The sequence below is a fragment of the Plantibacter sp. Leaf314 genome, from assembly GCF_001423185.1.
Taxonomy (GTDB): Bacteria; Actinomycetota; Actinomycetes; order Actinomycetales; family Microbacteriaceae; genus Plantibacter.
The window spans coordinates 149,772-162,991 of the sequence record NZ_LMOB01000003.1; the positions used below are offsets into that span (position 1 = coordinate 149,772).

Consider the following 13,220-nt stretch of genomic DNA (forward strand, 5'->3'; position numbering starts at 1 on the left):
CCCCTGATGCTGACGAGCAACGAGTACTTCGACGGCAACGTGAAGTCGATCGGCTTCGCCACGCACGAGCCGGGAGCCGAGTCGGCGAGCGTCGGGGTCATGGCTCCGGGGGAGTACACCTTCACGACCGGCAAGGCCGAGGAGATGTCCGTCATCTCCGGCCGACTCCGCGTCCTGTTGCCCAACACGAGCGCCTGGCAGGACTTCGGCCCCGACGCCCAGTTCAGCGTCCCGGGGAGCAGCAGCTTCCAGGTCCAGGTGGAGGTCGCCACCGCCTACCTCTGCCGCTACCTGAACATCTGAGCGGCTGCCCTTCGACAGGCTCAGGGACCGGTGGGTGCGTCTCCGGCCGGTCCCGGCTCAGGGTCCGGCGACGACCTCGAGGGTGAAGACGACGGTCGAGTCGTCGGAGCGGTTCGTCAGCGTCACGTCGGTGCTGCCGACGGCGAGGGGCTGCAGGCCGGGGTTGAAGGAGGCGCCGCCCCGGGAACCGCCTGGCACGTACTCGGCGATCGACGGGTCCTCGATCTCGGCGGACCAGGCGTTCGGGTCGACGGCGACGAGGTCCACCACGTTGTCCAGCCCGACGGAGATCGTGCGGCCGTCCTGATCGACGAGCTGGACGATGACGGGCGCGATCACGCCGGCGGCACTCGCGGAACCCTGGCCGGAGGGTTCGTCCGAGCCGCCGGTGCACGCGCTGGTGCCGAGGAGGGCTCCGACGATCGCGATCACGGTGAGCCCTCGGGTGGCGCTGCGCATGGTGATCCTCTCTCGGCGTGACCTCACCCTACCGTCGGGCGGCGGCCGACCTCAGGACCGCTGGGCCAGCGCGTCGGCGGCCGTGCTGAGACGACCGTCCTCCATGACGAGCACCTGGTCCATGCGCCCGAGGTGACTCCGATCGTGCGTGACGAGCAGGGTCGCTGCGCCCGACGATGCGGTGAGTTCGAGGATGAGCTCGATGATGGCGGAACCGCGTTCGTGGTCGAGCGCACTGGTCGGCTCGTCCACGACGAGCGCGTCCGGCTCGTTCATGAGCGCCCGGGCGATGTTGACCCGCTGCCGCTGGCCACCGGAGAGCTGGTGCGGCCGTTTGCCGGCCTGGTCCGCGAGTCCCACCGCGGCGAGCAACATCGTGGCCCGATCACGGGTCCGTGCCCGGTCGGTCCGGGAGGCGCGGCCGCCGAGGGTCCCGAGCACGCACAGCTGTTCGAGGGCGGTGAGGGACGGCAGGAGGTTGGCCTGTTGGAAGACGATGCCGAGGTTCCTCCGGCGGAAGTCGGTGGCGGCTCGACGGTCGAGCGAGGTCACGTCGATCCCGGCGACCTCGACGGTGCCGCTGTCGGGGCGGATGAGCCCGGCGGCGACGGCGAGGACACTCGACTTGCCCGAGCCGGACGGCCCGGTGAGCGCGGCGACGGTCCCGGCCGGGACGATGAGGGTCGCGTGGTCGACGGCGGTGACGCGGTGGTCGCCGTCGGGGAAGGTGAGGGAGACGTCGGTGAGTGAGATCATGCGGGGACTCCGATGGTGACGGGGGTGGGTGCTGGCGTGGATGCGGTGGCGGTGCCCGGCTTCACCGGTTGCCGCCGAGCGCGGTCAAGGGATCGGCCGACAGGATCGACCGCAGCGCGAACGCTGCGCCGACGAGCCCGAGGGCGATCATGATGACGCCGGGCAGGAGCGTCGTCAGTGGGCTGAGGACGAACGGCAGCGCCGTGCCGGCGGCGGAACCCAGCACCGCCGTGAGCCCGATGCCGAGCCCGACGCCGAGCAGGAGCAGGACGGACGCCTGACCGAGCGCGTCCAGCGCGAGCCGCCGGGTCGTCGCCCCGAGCGCTTTGAGGATCGCGACGTCACCCGCGCGCTGCATGGTCCACACCGTGAAGAACGCGCCGATCACGAGCGCCGAGATGCCGAACAGCATGCCGACCATGAGCAGCAGGGATCCGATCTCGGAGCGGAACGAGCCGATCGCCAGCAGCGAGGAGAGGACGTCCTTCGACACCGTGCCGGTGGCCTGCTCTGCGGACGCGACGGCGTCGGCGTTCGGAGTGCCGGAGATGGCGAGGGCCGTCGCGCCGTCTGCCGGGGCGCCGGAAGCGCCTTGGATCGACCGCCAGCTCGCGAGGCTCGTCCAGACGACCGGCGTGTGGCTGTACCACTGGTCGTCGACGACCGCGCCGACCGTGAGCGCCTCGCCACCGACCGAGACGGTGTCGCCGCGGACCACGTGGAGGGCTTCCGCGGCGGTCCGGCTGAGCCGGGCCGTGCCGTCGGCGGGTGCGTCGGGTGTGCGCTCGGTGCCTGCGGCGTCGGCGGTCCCGAACACCGCCACCGCGGTGCGCGCGTCGTCGGTCGTCAGGCGCGTCTGGCTGATGCCGATCTCCAGGACGTGGTCCACGCCGGGGACGGCGGCCCACCGGTCGGCCGTGGCCTCGTCGATCGCCGAGTCCGCGAACGTCGCCGGTCCGTCGTCGGCCGGGCCGGCGAGGACGATGCTCGACGCGCCGAGCCCGGTGATCGCGGAGATGTTCTGGTTCGCCAGGCCCGCCGTCAGGCCACTGAGGAATCCGACGAGCAGGGTGATGAGGGTGACGACCGCCCCGATCAGCACGAAGCGACCGGTGGCGAAGCGCATGTCGCGCCAGGCGACGAACATGGGGACTCCTTGTCGGCCGCCCGACGGCGTCTCCGTGGTGCGGCACCCTCTCAGCGTCGTCGAGCCGAGGCGGCACGGCATCGTCGGACGGGAGGGTCTCCTGGCACGGTCGGATGGAGGCGACGTTCCACCTTTCTGATGATTCGCCCCGACGGCTCGCGTCGTACGCTGGGCGGATGAAGCACTCGGCACTCAGCCCCGTGTTCACCGGCCTGCAGCTCGGCCTCCACGGCCTCGTCACCGCACTCATCGCGCTCGTGATCGTGCGATCCGTCTCGGTCGGTGGCCCGACGATGTCCGCGGCGCTCGTGTTCGCCGTCGTCATGCTGGCCACCTACACCGCCGGTGCCGTGGTCGGTGGTCGGCTCCGCCGGACGGCCACCGCGCCCTCCGACCACGGTGCCGCGGCGACCGGGGCTCGTCGAGGTCGCTCCTTCGTCCTCGCCTGGTTGGTCTTCCTCAGCGTCGAGTGGGTGGTCCTCGTCCTGCTCAGCCCCGACGCGGCCTACCTCGTCTTCCCGTTGTTCTTCCTCTACCTCCACCTGCTTCCGCGGGCCGTCGCGGTCCCAGCCGTCGTCATCGCCACGCTCTCGGCGATCGTCGCGATCGGTCTGCACGCCGGGTTCAGCGTCGGAGGCGTCGTCGGTCCGCTCGTCGGTGCGGCGGTCGCCGTGGCGATCGGCCTCGGCTACGAGGCGCTGGCCCGGGAGGCGGCCGAGCGTGAGCGACTCATCGCCGACCTCGTCGCCGCCCGGGAGGAGCTCGCCAGGAGGGGGCAGGAGGCCGGCAAGCTGGCGGAGCGGGAGCGCCTCGCCGCCGGACTCCACGACACGGTCGCTCAGGCCCTGTCGAGCATCCAACTGCTCCTGCATGCGGCCGAACGCTCCGCGGGCGAGGGGTCTGGCACCGGACAACTGCGCTCCCACATCGGCCTGGCGAGGGACGCCGCCGCGACCGCGCTCGCCGAGACACGCAGCCTCATCGACGAGCTGAGCCCGCCGGCGTTGGTGGGTGCCACGATCGCGGACGCGCTGGGCCGGCTCGCGGAGACGACGACCGCGGAGAGCGGCACACCGGTCGCCACGACGGTCACCGGTGACGCCTTCGTCCTCGGCACGCCGGTGACCACCGCGCTCCTCCGGGCCGCGCAGAGCAGCCTCGCGAACGTCGTCCGTCACGCCGGGGCGACCCGAGCGGACGTCACGCTCAGCTACCTCGACGGAGAGGTCATCCTCGACATCGACGACGACGGTGCCGGGTTCGATCCGGCGACGGTCGTCGAGCGGGCTGCGGGCGGCTCGTTCGGCATGGTGTCCATGCGTCGTCGCATCACCGAGCTGGGCGGCGCCGTCGACGTCCGGAGCGCACCCGGTGCCGGGACGACCGTCACCGTCCGGTTCGCCGCACCGACCGCGACACCGACACCGACACCGGACTCGACACCGGCACCGGATACGAGCAGGGAGGAAGCGACGATGCGCGACGGTGGGACCGATGCCTGAGGGCGCGAGCGAAGCCGGGGCCCGAGTGGTCGTCCGGGTGGTGGTGGCCGACGATCACCCGATCGTCCGAGCCGGCCTGCTCGCCGTCCTGGCTCCGATCGCCGACATCGAGGTCGTCGGGACGGCTGCGACCGCGGCCGAGGCGGTCGCGGCGGCACCTCGAGCCGACCTGGTGCTCATGGACCTGAGCTTCGGCGACGGCCCCAGCGGCATCGATGCGACGCGGGAGATCAGGGCGCTGCCGGAACCACCCTCGGTCCTCGTGCTGACGAACTACGACTCCGACGCAGACATCCTCGGTGCGATCGAGGCCGGGGCCGCCGGGTACCTCTTGAAGGATGCCGCGCCCGAGGACCTCGTGGACGGCATCCGCTCGGCGGCCGGCGGGAACTCGGTGCTCGGCCCGGCCGTCGCGACCCGCCTGGTCGCACGGGTGAGCGCGCCGCAGCAGGCCTTGAGTGCACGCGAGATCGAGGTGCTCGCACGCGCCGCCGAGGGGCTCACCAACCTGGAGATCGCCGGACGACTCCACGTCGGGGAGACGACGGTGAAGTCGCACCTCGCCCACATCTACACGAAACTCGACGTGTCGAACCGTTCGGCCGCCATCGCGGCAGCGCAGCGCGCGGGCCTGTTCCGCACCCGCTGAGCCGGGCTAGGCGCCCTTGACGTGCTCGTACGCGGCGAGGGCCGCCTGCCTCGTCTCACCGAGGTCGACGATCGGCTCCGGGTAGTCGGGCGTCCCGAACTCCGGCACCCACCGCTTGATGTAGGCGTCGTCGGGATCGAACCGTTCCCGCTGGCGTTCCGGGTTGAAGATCCGGAAGTACGGCGACGCGTCGAAGCCGCTGCCGGCGACCCACTGCCAGTTGAACGGGTTGGACGCCGGGTCCGCGTCGACGAGGGTGTCCCAGAACCACTCCTCGCCGAGCCGCCAGTGGATGAGGAGGTTCTTCGTCAGGAACGACGCGACGACCATCCTGATCCGGTTGTGCATGCTGCCGGTCGTCCACAGCTCGCGCATGCCGGCGTCGACGAGCGGGATGCCGGTGTGGCCGGTGGTCCAGGCGGTGAAGGCGTCCTGGTCGACGTCCGGCCAGGGGAAGCGGTCGAAGGCCTGCCGCCAGTTGCGGGTGGCGAGGTCGGGGAACGCGAAGAGGCAGTGGTAGGCGAAGTCGCGCCAGCCGAGTTCCTTGAGGAACGTGGCGCCGTCGTCGCCGAGGTGTCGGCGGCGGTCGCGAGCCGCGTGCCAGATCTGCGGTGAGCTGATCTCCCCGAACCGCAGGTGCGGCGACAGCCCGGAGGTCGACGGCTGGGCTGGGAAGTCGCGATCCTCCGCGTACCCGGAGACCCCACCGTCGAGGAAGTCGGCGAGTCGTGCGTCCGCTCCGGCCTCGCCCGGCGTCCACTGTTCGCGGAGCCCACCCGCCCAGTCCGGCTTCGTCGGGAGGAGGTCCCACGATCCGAGCTCGTCACCGTCAGGCGCGTCCGAGACGCCGGTCAGCTCGGTGGGCGCGGGGAGCGGATGCCTCGGCGGGTTCGCCGAGTGACGTTGTAACGACGCCTTCCAGAACGGGGTGAACACCGAGTACGGCTGGCCCTGTCCGGTGACGATCTCCCAGGGTTCGGCGAGCAGGTTCGCGGCGAAGCTCCGGGCGTCGAGACCGGCGTCCTTCAGCTCCGTCTTGATCCCGGCGTCGATCTCCCGTTCCGCGGCTCCGTAGCGACGGTTCCACAGTACCGCGCCGGCTCCGAGGGAGGTGGCGAGTTCAGGAACGATCGTGGCCGCACTCCCCGAACGGAGGAGGAGGGTGCCGCCGAGCCCGCGGATGTCCTCCCCGAGCGCCTCGAGGCTGTGATGCAACCACCAACGGGAGGCCCCGCCGAGCGGTCGCAGCTCTTCGCTGTCGTCGAGGACGAACAGGCAGAGGATCGGTGCGCCGAGCTCGACGGCCGCGTGCAGTGCAGGGTTGTCGGCCAGGCGGAGGTCGTCACGGAACCATACGATCGTCGGGGCAGTGGCCATTCCGTCAGCCTACGCGGCGCGCTCGTCCGAGCTGCGGGGTTGACCTCAGCCGTCCGCTCCGGTCTCCGAGCGGTTCCGGTCACCGAGCCTGTCGAGGTGCGCTCAGCTCAGCGCGGCCTCGCGGTCGAGCAACGAGCGCTTCACGTCGAGTCCCCACGCGAAACCGCCGAGCGAGCCGTCCGTCCGCAACACACGGTGGCAGGGGACGAAGAGGGCGGGTGCGTTCGTCGCGCAGGCGCTCGCCGCGGCACGGACCGCGGACGGTCGACCACTCGCCGCGGCGAACTCCGTGTAGGTCACCGGACGTCCTGCGGCGATCGTCCGCAGAACCGTCCAGGCGTGGGTGCGGAACGGGCCGCCGAACTGGGCGACCGGGACCAGGTCGATCGCCGTCAGCTCACCGTCGTAGTACGCGCGGACGGCGTCCATCGCCTCGACGGTCCCCGCCACCGTCTCGCCGGGTCGGTCGGCGGGCCGGATCCGTTCGAGCATCACGCCGATGTCGTCGGACCACCCGGAGGAGAGCACCGCCCCATCCTCCCGCGCGAGGACGGTGAAGGGGCCGTCCGGGGTGTCGACGGTCTGGCTGATCGCGGCGAGCTGCGCGCCGGACGCCCGACCGTCGCCGCGGCGGACGCTCGTGCTGGAGATGATGGTGGTCATGCTGCTGGGCCTTTCTCGAGGGCTGATGGTCTGGCGGTCGGTGCCGGTGTGGACGCCGCCTTCCACAGGTGGAGGCAGACATACGAGCGCCACGGGGCGAACGCCTCCGCCTCCGCCGTGAGGGTCCGGGCGTCGGAGGACAACCCGAGCCGGCCGGCCCCGGTGCGGACGGCGACGTCGCCGGGAAGGAACGCGTCGGGGTTCCCGAGCACCCGCATGCTGACGTAGTCGGCCGTCCAGGGGCCGATCCCCTTCATGGCGAGCAGGCGGGTCCGGAGCTCGTCGCGGTCGTCGCCGAACCCGATGGCCAGCTCCCCGGAGACGAGTGCCCGCGCCACACCGAGCAGACTGTCGATCCGCGCTCGGGGCCCGACGAGTGCCGCCTCCCCGCCGTCCGCGATCTGCGTCGCCGTCGGGAAGAGGCGATGCAGTCCGTGCCGTTCGGGGACCATCGTGCTCACCGCGTCCGCGAGACGGCGGAGCTGGGTGCGCGCTGCGGCCACGGTGATCTGCTGGCCGACCATCGCCCGGACCAGCATCTCCTCCGGGTCGACCGCCCCCGGGAGTCGGATGCCCGGTGTGGCCGCGACCGAGGGAGCGAGCCGAGGGTCGGCCGAGAGCACCGCGTGGGCGGACGTCGGGTCGGCGTCGAGGTCGAAGAGTCGGCGGACCCGGGCGACGAGCACCGGCAGGTCGGCGAGGTCCGTCACCTCGGCGGTGAGTCGGAGGTCGTCGCCGAGCTGCCGGACCTCGAACCACGCCGTGCCGCCGGGGAGTGCGAGGAGCCGCGAGTAGTGGTCGGGTCCGGCCAGCTCGACACCCGGGACGGCTCGTGGCGCGAGCCAGGCGAAGACCCCAGCGGCGTCGAAGGGTCGTCGGAACGGGAGCGAGAGGGTGATGGAGCCGGGGTCCGGTTCGCCGATCCTGCGGTGCTTCGCCCGGAGTTCCCCCGGGGTCAGCTCGAACACCTCGCGCATCGTGTCGTTGAACTGCCGGATGCTCGAGAACCCCGCGGCGAACGCGATGTCACCGAAGGGGAGGTCGGTTCCGGTGAGGAGCTGGCGCGCGCCCTGGGCGCGATGGGCCCTGGCGAGCGCGAGGGGTCCGGCGCCCAGCTCGGCGGTGAGGATGCGCGTCAGATGACGGGTCGAGTAGCCGAGGCGCGAGGCGAGTCCCGGAACGCCCTCGCGTTCCACGACCCCGTCGGCGATGAGCCGCATGCTGCGAGCGGCGACGTCGTTGCCGAGGTTCCAGGCCGGCGTCCCCGGCACCGCCTCGGGCAGGCATCGTTTGCAGGCGCGGAAGCCTGCCTCGTGCGCGGCGGCGCTCGTCGCGTAGAAGGTGACGTTCTCGGGCTTCGGGGTCCGCGCCGGGCAGGACGGACGGCAGTAGATCCCGGTGGAGCTGACGGCCGTGATGAACTGCCCGTCGAAGCGCTGGTCGCGAGCCTGGATCGCGCGGTAGCGTTCCGCGAAGTCCGTGCGCCGTGTGTCGTCCATGACCCGAGTCTGACACGCACCACCGACCCGGACGAGCGGGAATCGGACACGGCAGTGGGGCGGCGCGGGCTCGCTCTCCGACCGTGTCAGGCGCCGCGGAGCTTGTCGCTCAGCGTCGCGAGCGCGGTCATCTCCTCGGGGCTGAGCGAGGTGGTCACGCGCTCGGCGATCGTCGCGCCGTGGGCGATGGCGACGGTGCGGTACACGTCGTAGCCGGCCTCCGTCATGCGCACGAGCGTGCCGCGTCCGTCGTCCGGGTCCGGGCATTTGCCGACGAGGCCGCGGGCGACCAGCCGGTCGACGAGGCGGCTGATGCTCGGTTGCGACAACAGCACGCTGGAGTTGAGATCGCGCAGGCGGATGCGGTGGTCGGGCTCGCGCGACATCGTGTGGAGGACGTCGTACTCGTTCAGGGAGATGCCGTGGCTCGGGAAGTCGTGCGAGATGTGCCGCATGACCTCGACCTGGGCGCGGAAGAGCGATTCCCATGCGGCGATCGCGAGTCGCCTCTCATCCATGCTGTCTCCTGGTGCTGTCCGACGATCCACCACCTGAATCTATCCTGGACGGCGCATGAGCAGCACTTCAGGACGGATGCTTGCGCATCGGGCGGACCCCGGACATGGCGAGAGCCGGTCGCAGAGGCTACGACCGGCTCTCTTTCCCTTGCACCAAGAGTGTCCTGCAATCACATTCCGTCAGCTGCCACAGCAAACATCTGACGTTCCAAAACCATATAACGGATCGGTAACGAGCGGTAGTTATCGAACTGTTATTTTTACTGGGAATTCCCCGAGTGACGCTACCTGAGCGGAGCGTCCGGGCTCACTCCTGCGAGCCACTCGGCACGACGTCGACGACGCGCACCGTGATCGTCGGAGCGGCAGCGTCGTCGGGCGAGGGGAGCAGCTCAGCGATCGCGCGGTGCACCGCCTGCGCAACGGCGGGCGACGCGTGTTCCGCGGCGACGGCGACGTTCGCGTGCACGGACACGGCGCCGCGGACCCGCTTGACGCTCACGCGCGCGCTCTGGTCCGGTGCGCCGAGGAGCGCTCCGACGCCCTCGCGCGCGGCACGCACCAGCGTCGGTTCGGCCGCCGTGAGCCGGACGACCCCCGGCACCGCCTCGACCGCCGCGTCGAGGACCATCGCGAGCGTGTCGAGCTCGTCGCCCGTGTCCGTCAGGTCACTCATCGTCCTCCACCTCTCCGTGCTGCTCGGCCTCGAAGTGCAGGTCGTCGACGACGACGTCGAGCCCCGCCACCACCAGGTCGGTGTGCTGCACGAGACTCGCGCGCACCTCCTCGCGGAACTGTGCCACAGCCTCGGCGACCGAACGGCCCCAGCCGATGCTGACCGTGACGTGCAGGGTGATCGGCTCGCCGACCACCGTCACGTCGCCGTCGAGCACACACCGGCCGACGAGCACGCCGGGGGTGCGGTCGCCGGCACCGCGGACCAGGCCGCGGACCGTCCCCTCCGTGATGACGAGTGCCGCATCGTCGTCGACCGTCGCGAACGGGATGTCGCGGCCGGCCTTGGCCTCGCGGCCGATGTTCTCCATGATCCCGCGGATCCAGTCCTGGTCGAGCGTCGTCACCGCTTCCTCGTCGGCCTCGAGCAGCGGCGCCGCGAGTGAGCGGACCCGCCGCAGCGAGCGGAGGATCCGCTGGCACTCGGGGGAGTCGTCGATCGTGGGGTCCGCCGGCAGCATGTCCCGTTCGAGGTAGTCGGTGAGGGCGTCGATGCCATGTGCGCACCCGCCCGGCTCGAACCCGTCGCTCTGCGTCCCGTCGGTCATCGCCACCCCTCCATCTCCGTCATCAGTTTCGCTCTCGCCCTGGCGAGGCTCCCTCGCACGCTCGCGACACTCTGCCCGAGCTGCTCGGCGATCTCCTCATAGGAGTACCCGCCGATCTCGCGGAGCACCCAGGCCTGGTGCTGTCCGTGCGGCAGTCTGTCGAGCGCGGCTGACAGGGCTCCCAGCTGTGAGGACGCCTCGGCCTTCCGCTCCGGCCCGTCGCGTTCCGGCGCCTCGATGACGGCGTCGTCGGTCGAGTCGGTGTCCTTGCGCTGCCGCATGAGGTCGATCGCCCGCCGGCTGACGATGCGCATCAGCCAGCTCTTCACCATCGCCCCGTCCTCGAGCGTGTCGATGCGCTTCCAGGCCGAGATGAGCGCCTCCTGGACGACGTCGTCGCCGTCAGCGGAGGAACGGGTGAGTCGGACGGCGTAGGCCTTCATCATCCGGCCGTATCGGGTGATGAGCACCTGGAAGGCGCGGGTGTCGCCGTCGACGCAGCGCTCGACGAGGGTGCGGTCCGTCGCCTGATCGAGCAGGCTCACGGGTGTCCGCGCAGGCTCAGCTCCCACCGTGCAGCCACCTCTCTGATCCGACCCGCGACATCGTGCGACCGCTTTCCCCAGAAGGGAGCGTGACATCAGCGGGCCACGCTCCGTCTCACTACTGTAGGCACAGAGCGGCGGTCCGAGCGACCGCCGTACGAAGGAGACGCAGGATGTACCGATTCCGACCAGCTCCAACCCGTATCACCACCGAGGAGACCGCACGATGAAGACCCCCAAGCTCCGGTTGCCGGGGTTCTCCTCCACCCCGGAGGAGCGCGAAGCCAGGCGCGCCAAGCACGAGCAGGCGAAGCAGGAACGGGCAGCGAAGGCGGCGGCGTCCTCGCCGCCCTCCGCCGCGGTGGTCGCGGCGCTGCAGCCCTCGGCACCGAGCGTCCGGATCAACGCGTTCCGCATCGGCCTCGTCGGCGGTATCGGCGTGCTCGTCGCGCTCGTGCTGGGCAGCATCGTCACCCAACTGAGCACCACGCTGATCTACGTGGGCGTCGCCCTGTTCATCGCCCTGGGTCTCGACCCCCTCGTGTCGTGGCTGGAACAGAAGCTGCCCCGCGGCCTCGCGATCGCGGTCGTCTTCCTCGCGGTGATCGGTGCCTTCGTCGGGATCATCTTCGCCATCGTCCCGCTGCTCGTGACGCAGATCACGAACTTCGTGAACGACTACCCGCGGATCTCGCAGCAGTTCCTGAACAGCGACTTCGTCGGCTGGGTTCAGAACACCGTGGGCAACACCCTCGACATCGACTCCGCGCTGAACGACGTCTTCGCGTTCTTCAAGGACCCGAACAACCTGCTGAACATCGGCGGCGGCATCGTCGCGGTCGGCGCCGGCGTCGCCTCGGGGATCACCGGCGCGATCATCGTCCTCATCCTGACGCTGTACTTCCTCGCGTCGCTTCGCTCGATGAAGGCCGTCACGTACCGCTTCCTCCCCGCCTACCGTCGCGAGGGCTTCGCGCAGGTGCTCGAGGAGATCACCCAGGCCGTCGGACGATACGTCGTCGGCCAGGTCGGCCTCGCGCTCGTCAACGGTGTGCTGAGCTTCATCTTCCTCAGCATCATCGGCGCCCCGTTCCCGCCGCTGCTCGCGCTCCTCGCCTTCATCGGATCGATGATCCCGCTCGTCGGAACGCTGAGCGCGTCGATCGTGAACAGCGCCCTGTGTCTCTTCGCCTCGCCGGTGACCGCCCTCTTCGCGATCGGGTACTACCTGATCTACATGCAGATCGAGGCGTACGTCCTCAGCCCGCGCATCATGAACAAGGCCGTCGCCGTGCCCGGCGCCCTCGTCGTCATCGCGGCGTTCGGTGGCGGTGCGCTCGGCGGCATCCTCGGTGCGCTCGTCGCGATCCCGGTCGCCGCGTCGATCATCATCATCGTCCAGAAGGTCGTCTTCCCGAGCCAGGACGCCAAGGTCGTCCCGGAGCAGAAGCTCGGAGACGCCGAGACGGCGGCCGTCGGCACGAGTGCGGCGGCCAAGTGATGGGGATCGCGACGTTCCCGGCCCTCGCCGCCGGCGCCCTGGTGCTCTCCGGCTCCGCCGGTCTCGTGGCCGAGTCGCTCCGGACGGCCGGAGACCTCGACCTGCCGACGATCTCCGTCACGCCGTACCAGGCCATCGGCATCCCGATCGCGCTCGTCGGCGCGTTCTTCCTCGCGGTGGGGACGCAGCTCCAGTCCCGTGGCGTCGGCAAGGTCGAGGCCGCATCGTCGGCCTTCGGTCTGAAGCAGTTGCCGCAGTTGCTCGGTCGGCCGTCGTGGCTCATCGGCACGCTCCTGCTGGCGCTGGCGATCGTCTTCCAGCTCGTCGCCCTCGCGTTCGCGCCACTCATCGTGGTCCAGCCGCTCGGCGCGATCGCCCTCGTGATCACGGCCCTCCTGAACGCCAGGGTGACGAAGGTCCGCATCACGAAGGAGCAGACCCGCGCGATGGTGCTCTGCGTCGCGGGTATCGGGCTCTTCGTGATCGTCGCAGCCCTGTACGCGATCGAGGAACCCATCCGCCAGCCGCAGCTGATCATCATCCTGATCATGCTCGCGGTCGTGACGCTCGCGCTCGCCGGCGCCTACGCGCTGTGGCGCCGCAAGCTGCACACGGTGTTCTACGTCGTCGCGGCCGGGGTGCTGTACGGCTTCGTCGTGACGCTCGCGAAGGTCGTCATCAACCGGGTCATCACGCAGAACTTCGAGGGCCTGACGGTCGTCGGCATCGTCGCCCTGCTCGTCGCTGCCGGACTGGGCGGCTTCTTCGTCCAGAAGGCGCACCAGAGCGGTCAGCCCGACCTGGTGGTCGCCGGCTTGACCGTCGTCGATCCGCTCGTCGCCGTCGGTATCGGCATCGTGGTGCTGGGCGAGGCCTCGAGTGCCCCCTGGTACGCGCTCGTCCTGTTCGTCGTCGCCGGAGCGATCGCGGTGTTCGGTGTCTGGAAGCTCGCGATGCGTCCGGTGCCGGCTCCCGGAGAGACCCCGAAGCGCCCACGCGTGCAGTGACCGGTGGCATG

General features: G+C 70.6%; 15 protein-coding genes. 5 read left to right on the forward strand and 10 right to left on the reverse strand.

Going from position 1 to position 13,220, the window contains the following annotated elements; translation table 11 throughout:
* The first annotated feature begins 6 nt into the window (after window positions 1-6).
* Window positions 7-303: a pyrimidine/purine nucleoside phosphorylase gene (locus ASF68_RS16755; protein ID WP_056013836.1), complete on the forward strand. Its 297-nt coding sequence runs from the start codon at window positions 7-9 to the stop codon at window positions 301-303.
* Between the two features lie 57 nt (window positions 304-360).
* Here the strand turns inward: ASF68_RS16755 and ASF68_RS16760 are convergent, their stop codons facing one another.
* The 3 genes from ASF68_RS16760 to ASF68_RS16770 all read right to left on the reverse strand — a co-directional run bounded on the left by ASF68_RS16760 (window position 361) and on the right by ASF68_RS16770 (window position 2,665).
* Window positions 361-762, reverse strand: a complete 402-nt coding sequence (locus ASF68_RS16760; RefSeq protein ID WP_056013839.1) for a hypothetical protein — start codon at window positions 760-762, stop codon at window positions 361-363.
* A 51-nt stretch (window positions 763-813) separates the two neighbouring features.
* Window positions 814-1,518 (reverse strand): ABC transporter ATP-binding protein, encoded by a 705-nt coding sequence (locus ASF68_RS16765; RefSeq protein WP_056013842.1) that lies wholly within the window; start codon window positions 1,516-1,518, stop codon window positions 814-816.
* A 61-nt stretch (window positions 1,519-1,579) separates the two neighbouring features.
* Complete coding sequence (locus tag ASF68_RS16770; RefSeq protein WP_056013844.1) at window positions 1,580-2,665, reverse strand: ABC transporter permease; 1,086 nt, start codon at window positions 2,663-2,665, stop codon at window positions 1,580-1,582.
* Between the two features lie 176 nt (window positions 2,666-2,841).
* On the opposite strand from ASF68_RS16770, the gene ASF68_RS16775 reads away from it, so the two are divergent.
* Together ASF68_RS16775 and ASF68_RS16780 are read left to right on the forward strand one after the other, a co-directional pair.
* A complete protein-coding gene (locus ASF68_RS16775) occupies window positions 2,842-4,167 on the forward strand; it encodes a sensor histidine kinase (RefSeq protein WP_082498778.1) in 1,326 nt (441 codons plus the stop codon).
* Window positions 4,160-4,816 (forward strand): response regulator transcription factor, encoded by a 657-nt coding sequence (locus ASF68_RS16780; protein WP_200936464.1) that lies wholly within the window; start codon window positions 4,160-4,162, stop codon window positions 4,814-4,816. Before ASF68_RS16775 ends, ASF68_RS16780 begins: the two co-directional genes overlap by 8 nt.
* 6 nt (window positions 4,817-4,822) lie before the next feature.
* Here the strand turns inward: ASF68_RS16780 and ASF68_RS16785 are convergent, their stop codons facing one another.
* The 7 genes from ASF68_RS16785 to ASF68_RS16815 form a co-directional block, all read right to left on the reverse strand.
* On the reverse strand, window positions 4,823-6,193 hold the full coding sequence (locus ASF68_RS16785; RefSeq protein WP_056013850.1) for a deoxyribodipyrimidine photo-lyase: 1,371 nt from the start codon (window positions 6,191-6,193) through the stop codon (window positions 4,823-4,825).
* A gap of 102 nt (window positions 6,194-6,295) precedes the next feature.
* Window positions 6,296-6,856: a methylated-DNA--[protein]-cysteine S-methyltransferase gene (locus ASF68_RS16790; protein WP_082498779.1), complete on the reverse strand. Its 561-nt coding sequence runs from the start codon at window positions 6,854-6,856 to the stop codon at window positions 6,296-6,298.
* On the reverse strand, window positions 6,853-8,355 hold the full coding sequence (locus ASF68_RS16795; RefSeq protein WP_056013853.1) for a DNA-3-methyladenine glycosylase 2: 1,503 nt from the start codon (window positions 8,353-8,355) through the stop codon (window positions 6,853-6,855). The genes ASF68_RS16790 and ASF68_RS16795 overlap by 4 nt, the downstream gene beginning before the upstream one ends.
* 86 nt (window positions 8,356-8,441) lie before the next feature.
* Window positions 8,442-8,873, reverse strand: a complete 432-nt coding sequence (locus tag ASF68_RS16800) for a MarR family winged helix-turn-helix transcriptional regulator (protein WP_056013856.1) — start codon at window positions 8,871-8,873, stop codon at window positions 8,442-8,444.
* A 307-nt stretch (window positions 8,874-9,180) separates the two neighbouring features.
* On the reverse strand, window positions 9,181-9,549 hold the full coding sequence (locus ASF68_RS16805; protein WP_056013859.1) for an Asp23/Gls24 family envelope stress response protein: 369 nt from the start codon (window positions 9,547-9,549) through the stop codon (window positions 9,181-9,183).
* Entirely contained in the window at window positions 9,542-10,156 is a 615-nt protein-coding gene (locus ASF68_RS16810; protein WP_157580572.1) for an Asp23/Gls24 family envelope stress response protein, read from the reverse strand. Before ASF68_RS16810 ends, ASF68_RS16805 begins: the two co-directional genes overlap by 8 nt.
* A complete protein-coding gene (locus ASF68_RS16815; protein WP_056013865.1) occupies window positions 10,153-10,701 on the reverse strand; it encodes an RNA polymerase sigma factor in 549 nt (182 codons plus the stop codon). Before ASF68_RS16815 ends, ASF68_RS16810 begins: the two co-directional genes overlap by 4 nt.
* 226 nt (window positions 10,702-10,927) lie before the next feature.
* Here ASF68_RS16815 and ASF68_RS16820 point away from each other — a divergent pair, with 226 nt between their 5' ends.
* Window positions 10,928-12,202, forward strand: coding sequence for an AI-2E family transporter (locus ASF68_RS16820; RefSeq protein ID WP_082455621.1), 1,275 nt, complete (start codon window positions 10,928-10,930; stop codon window positions 12,200-12,202).
* Window positions 12,202-13,209, forward strand: coding sequence for a DMT family transporter (locus ASF68_RS16825; RefSeq protein ID WP_082455619.1), 1,008 nt, complete (start codon window positions 12,202-12,204; stop codon window positions 13,207-13,209). The genes ASF68_RS16820 and ASF68_RS16825 overlap by 1 nt, the downstream gene beginning before the upstream one ends.
* The last annotated feature ends 11 nt before the right edge of the window (window positions 13,210-13,220 follow it).

Coding starts and splice junctions, on each gene's coding strand:
- ASF68_RS16755 (WP_056013836.1), top strand. CDS start 7: ATGCTGACGAGCAACGAGTACTTCGACGGCAACGTGAAGTCGATCGGC.
- ASF68_RS16760 (WP_056013839.1), bottom strand. CDS start 762: ATGCGCAGCGCCACCCGAGGGCTCACCGTGATCGCGATCGTCGGAGCC.
- ASF68_RS16765 (WP_056013842.1), bottom strand. CDS start 1,518: ATGATCTCACTCACCGACGTCTCCCTCACCTTCCCCGACGGCGACCAC.
- ASF68_RS16770 (WP_056013844.1), bottom strand. CDS start 2,665: ATGTTCGTCGCCTGGCGCGACATGCGCTTCGCCACCGGTCGCTTCGTG.
- ASF68_RS16775 (WP_082498778.1), top strand. CDS start 2,842: ATGAAGCACTCGGCACTCAGCCCCGTGTTCACCGGCCTGCAGCTCGGC.
- ASF68_RS16780 (WP_200936464.1), top strand. CDS start 4,160: ATGCCTGAGGGCGCGAGCGAAGCCGGGGCCCGAGTGGTCGTCCGGGTG.
- ASF68_RS16785 (WP_056013850.1), bottom strand. CDS start 6,193: ATGGCCACTGCCCCGACGATCGTATGGTTCCGTGACGACCTCCGCCTG.
- ASF68_RS16790 (WP_082498779.1), bottom strand. CDS start 6,856: ATGACCACCATCATCTCCAGCACGAGCGTCCGCCGCGGCGACGGTCGG.
- ASF68_RS16795 (WP_056013853.1), bottom strand. CDS start 8,355: ATGGACGACACACGGCGCACGGACTTCGCGGAACGCTACCGCGCGATC.
- ASF68_RS16800 (WP_056013856.1), bottom strand. CDS start 8,873: ATGGATGAGAGGCGACTCGCGATCGCCGCATGGGAATCGCTCTTCCGC.
- ASF68_RS16805 (WP_056013859.1), bottom strand. CDS start 9,549: ATGAGTGACCTGACGGACACGGGCGACGAGCTCGACACGCTCGCGATG.
- ASF68_RS16810 (WP_157580572.1), bottom strand. CDS start 10,156: ATGACCGACGGGACGCAGAGCGACGGGTTCGAGCCGGGCGGGTGCGCA.
- ASF68_RS16820 (WP_082455621.1), top strand. CDS start 10,928: ATGAAGACCCCCAAGCTCCGGTTGCCGGGGTTCTCCTCCACCCCGGAG.
- ASF68_RS16825 (WP_082455619.1), top strand. CDS start 12,202: ATGGGGATCGCGACGTTCCCGGCCCTCGCCGCCGGCGCCCTGGTGCTC.